At 58.2% G+C, this 4,228-nt stretch carries 3 protein-coding genes and 1 pseudogene; all 4 read right to left on the reverse strand.

What is annotated here, in order from left to right; genetic code table 11:
- Nucleotides 1-361: 361 nt before the first annotated feature.
- The 4 genes and pseudogenes from AC0L3L_RS36180 to AC0L3L_RS36195 all read right to left on the reverse strand — a co-directional run bounded on the left by AC0L3L_RS36180 (nt 362) and on the right by AC0L3L_RS36195 (nt 3,904).
- Nucleotides 362-544, reverse strand: coding sequence for a hypothetical protein (locus tag AC0L3L_RS36180; protein ID WP_473642141.1), 183 nt, complete (start codon nt 542-544; stop codon nt 362-364).
- Between the two features lie 130 nt (nt 545-674).
- Nucleotides 675-869: a hypothetical protein gene (locus tag AC0L3L_RS36185; protein WP_473642142.1), complete on the reverse strand. Its 195-nt coding sequence runs from the start codon at nt 867-869 to the stop codon at nt 675-677.
- A gap of 42 nt (nt 870-911) precedes the next feature.
- Nucleotides 912-1,391, reverse strand: a pseudogene (locus tag AC0L3L_RS36190) (IS6 family transposase); the annotation flags it as partial.
- Nucleotides 1,392-1,405: 14 nt separating this feature from the next.
- Nucleotides 1,406-3,904, reverse strand: a complete 2,499-nt coding sequence (locus AC0L3L_RS36195; RefSeq protein WP_473642144.1) for a CoA transferase — start codon at nt 3,902-3,904, stop codon at nt 1,406-1,408.
- Between the last annotated feature and the right edge of the window lie 324 nt (nt 3,905-4,228).

The raw sequence follows: 4,228 nt of genomic DNA on the forward strand, positions 1-4,228 counted from the left end.
AGGCCGGACGCTGCGAAACCCCGGCCATCTCCGCGCCCGGCCTCCTTCGCCCCAAGCCGGGATCAAAATGGATGAGGGAACGCTCGAATCTCGGGGAGCATCGTTACATGAGGCAATACGCCGTCTCATCCTGATCGTCGCGCTATAGTCGACCAACCGAGCAAGAGCTGGTTCAGCCGAACACGCCCTCCTGGCCATGGCCCCTTGTTACCCGGTCTTAGGAGTTCGCTGACTTTCGTCTTGACGCGTTGCACGCTCTTCTTGGATGGGCTCGCACCCAGGTACCAATGGCCATCCTTCCGGAAACGGTGCGGACCGAAGCTGTAACCAAGGAAGTCGAAGGGTTCTGTGCGGGCATCCTTCAGGAGGTCTTCGCCTCGTTGAGCGTCAGCCCGAGTTTCGTCATCACCGAACGTGTCCACGCCAGCGCCTCACCCGCGTGCCCGCGGCTGAGGATGACGAAGTCATCGGCATAGGAGACGACATGCGCCCGGAACGCCTCGTCGCGTCCAATTAGCCGCCAATGTTTCAGGAACCGGTTCATTTAGATGACCGAGAGCAGCGGGCTTGCGACCCACCTTGCGGCGTGCCGCGCGTGCTGCTCTTACCACCGCTCACGTGCCGTTTCCCGTCACCGTTCCGCTCTTCGATCGGCGCTTTCAGCCACAGCTTGATCAGCCGCAGCACGTGCCGGTCGACAATGCGTCGGCCACCGATTTGAGGTCCGAATGCGGAATCGTGTCGAAGTATTTCGACAAATCGGCGTCTACCACGTCCGTGTAGCCCCGGCAGACAAGCCGGTGCAGGAAGGCCGTCTTGTCGATGTCTTCGGGCAATTTCTGGCGGATCTCATCGTGGGAAGATGTCACGTTGTCTGCATATAAACGCGTTGGGACCTGCGGTCGCTGATGTCAGCTGACCACGGTCACGGCTTTCCATTCCGCCATGGCCTGCAGGCGGTGAATATGTGTAGCGAGAGCGGAGCGTTTTGAGCGGGGCGGGACGAAGAGATTGCGCAGAGCCGAGAAGATCGAAACGAAGCGTTGCAGTGCTCCTGGTGATCGGAGGCCTTGCATCATCCGCTCCCGTTTTCGCAGCGGCACATGTGCATTCTCCGCCCGGTTGTTTAATCCCTTGTGCGACCAATGCTCGACGTCCGGCATCACCTGTCGCCTGGCTGCTCCATAGGAGCGCAGCTTGTCGGTGATCATGCGCTTCGGCGCGATGCCTTGCTTCTTCAGCAGCCGCGTCAGCAAGCGCTTGGCCGCTTTGGTGTTGCGGCGGTTCTGGACGATCTCGTCGAGCACATAGCCATCCTGGTCGACGGCGCGCCACAACCAGTGTTTCCTGCCGGCGATGGTGATGACGAACTCGTCCAAGTGCGCATAGTCACTTCAGAACAGCCTCAGCTCGGCAAATATTCGCGGCTCCAGCTTTCGCTGGCTTGGCCCGCAGCGAAAAGCTCGATGATCTCTTGCTCGCTATATTGCAAGCTGCGCAGAATTTGCCGCGTCGATGCTCCATATTTTTCGGACGGTAATGGGGAGTAAATCTTTGCAGACATGGGGCGCACTGCATAAGGGTCAATCTGCGTCACGACGTGACCGCTTGGATGATCTGGCACCGTCGAGAAGGAATAACTGCCTTGATCTATGCCCGGGGCACCATCCGCAATCCTCGCATGTTTTGAGCGCAGCACGGCGATATCCTCACAGATTGCAGCTCCGATATTGGCTGACTGAAGCCTCGATACCCATTCCTCGGCTGACTTTGTAAGGAAGGCCTTGGCCAAGAAAGACATGCGATAGGCATTCGGCATATCAGACAAAGCTTCAAGGCCCTCAACCCGGCCGAATCGGGGCAGGTCTCGCTCAGACGCGCTGACCAGAAGGCTCCGGCCTGAGGCCGTCTCATAGAGACCGTTCAGTGCATCATAGCCCTTGGAAGCCGGTCCGGATGGCTCGTCGAACGGTCCACGCCCTTCATAGTCGTAGCAAAATGGAATCTGCAATAGGCCGGAGAGTGCCGACAGCGACGTACGGGCGCGCCCCGCTTGGCCAGTCCTTACCTTCTGGAACAATGCCACGGCGATACCGAGAGCCGCGCTCAATCCGCCCATCACATCCAGCGTACCGACGGGCACATGGTTCTCCGGCGTCTCGCTCGAGCCACCGAATCTAAGCATGATACCGGTCGCCGCCTGGACATTGTTTTCATAGCCGAGATAGTCGCTGCGTGAGCCGCGGCGGACGCCACCGAAGCAGTCCATCTGACAGAAAATCACGTCCGGATTGAGATCTTTCAAGCTCTCCAGGTCGAGCCCCATGCGCTTGACCTGCCGGTCCGGCGCATTCCAGACCACGACATCAACCGATTTCACCAGCCGTTTGAAGGCCTCTCGACCGCCAGGTGAGCCAACGTCTACCAGAGCCGAGCGCTTGCCGCGCAAGTGATTAAGGCCGTAGATTACAGTTATCGAGGGCTCATAAAGTGGACTGGCTGGGTCGATTTTAATCACCTCTGCTCCGAACCGGGCGAGATAAGACGTCGAATGCGGGCCAGCGACAACATTGGTCAGATCCAGAATTCGTACGCCGTCAAGCCATCCTTTCGATCCATCGGCCGAGCGGAGCGTCGGCGCCTTTCCAGGCATTGCCGAGAGTGCGGCGACCGCCTGGTCAAAGGTGACCCATTTTCTCGGCGCCGGGTTCAACATCGCTTCCCCGCTTTCCTCTAGCCAGACCAGAGGTCCGGGCTGGGTCATCTGACCATAAATGGGATCGTCGACCTTAATCATCAGGCCCGCAGAAGCTGCGTGGACGTCGCCGATCCATTCCTGCAACCAACGCTGGGGCGCGGCGGGAATGAGTCCTTCCCCGAAGATGTACTCCCATTCTGTTGACATCCGGCCTAAAAAGGCGGCCTTCATCCTTTCAGTGATCTTGTCGGCCCAGTCTCTCGGCAACGCATCGAACGAAACGTCGGATTGCCATTCGCGGGCTGGAAGATAGACATCCCCCTCCTCTGCCAGCCCCTCGGCCACCAATTCGTCGTAAAGGCCGAGCAGTTTTAAGCAGCGAATCGGATGATGCTTGTGGCCGGAACAGAGGACATAGAACATGCGGCCATCCTTGCACTTATAACTGCGGCAAAATGGATTGAGCAGTTGCCGTGTGGACTCGTAGGATAGGTCCATCGGTAATGCGTTTTCGAGCCGGCGTTCGACCTCGATCTCAGTTTGTGATTTGTAGCGGGACGGGAGATCGCTGATGCTGATCGAGTTGTAGGCGAGACCCTCCATCACCGCGCATGCGAGAGGTACCTCGATCAGGTCACCGATCCCGCTGCGCTCCCGCGCCTGAAGCGCCAAGACGATTGCAGATGCTGCAAGCAGCGTGCCGTACGCGGAGGCCAGAGGTAGCGGCGAAAAGGACGTATTAATCCCCATCAGGTTGAAAGAGAGAGACAAAACGCTAAACACGCCGGAGGATGCGGCAATGACCGATTCGAATGCGCGCCACTCGCGACGGAGCTGATCATTGGAGGAAAAGCCGGGAATGGACACTACAATCAAATCGGGCCGGGCTTCTCGAATCGCCGTGAAATCAATGCCGAGCCGCGTAAGCACACCGGGGCGAAAATTTTCGATAACTATGTCCGCTTCACCAATGAGTGCCAGCGCCTGGGCCGCACCCTCTTCGCTTTTCAGGTCGATTGAGACGACCAGCTTATTTCGATTGAGGGTCGAATTTGCCGGGCTCTCCCAGAGCGGACCAGATGGCGGGTCGATATGCACCACCGTTGCGCCAAGATCGGCAAGGATCATCGCCGTTGCGGGACCGGCAATGTACTGCCCAAAATCAACAACCTTTATGCCAGAAAGAGGAAGGGATGAACGTCGCATCTTTATGCCTTTGCCCTAGAGAGGGTGTTGCATGCTGAAACGGCAAGCACGTGCAGTTAATGTCGTTATCAGCGTCCGATCACGCAGAGAATCGCTCCTGACCACGCCGCTCTTGCGACGCTGCTCGACTATCCCCGCAGAAGTAGCTTAAACAGCAAGCCGGACGCGGCGTCACGCCGGTGGCAAGCCACGTTCCAAGTCCAAAATTCCAGGAGGGCAAACGGCCAAAAGACTCCGGTCAAGTCGGTCTGAACCTCAGATATTTCCGACTGCACGTCGCACTGCAATTAACCGCTTCTCCCATGCGTCGCCGGTGAGCCTCTT

This window comes from Mesorhizobium sp. WSM4849, from assembly GCF_055811385.1.

Bases quoted from the DNA above. Each gene is read 5' to 3' on its own strand.
- AC0L3L_RS36180 (WP_473642141.1), bottom strand. From the start codon at position 544: ATGAACCGGTTCCTGAAACATTGGCGGCTAATTGGACGCGACGAGGCG.
- AC0L3L_RS36195 (WP_473642144.1), bottom strand. From the start codon at position 3,904: ATGCGACGTTCATCCCTTCCTCTTTCTGGCATAAAGGTTGTTGATTTT.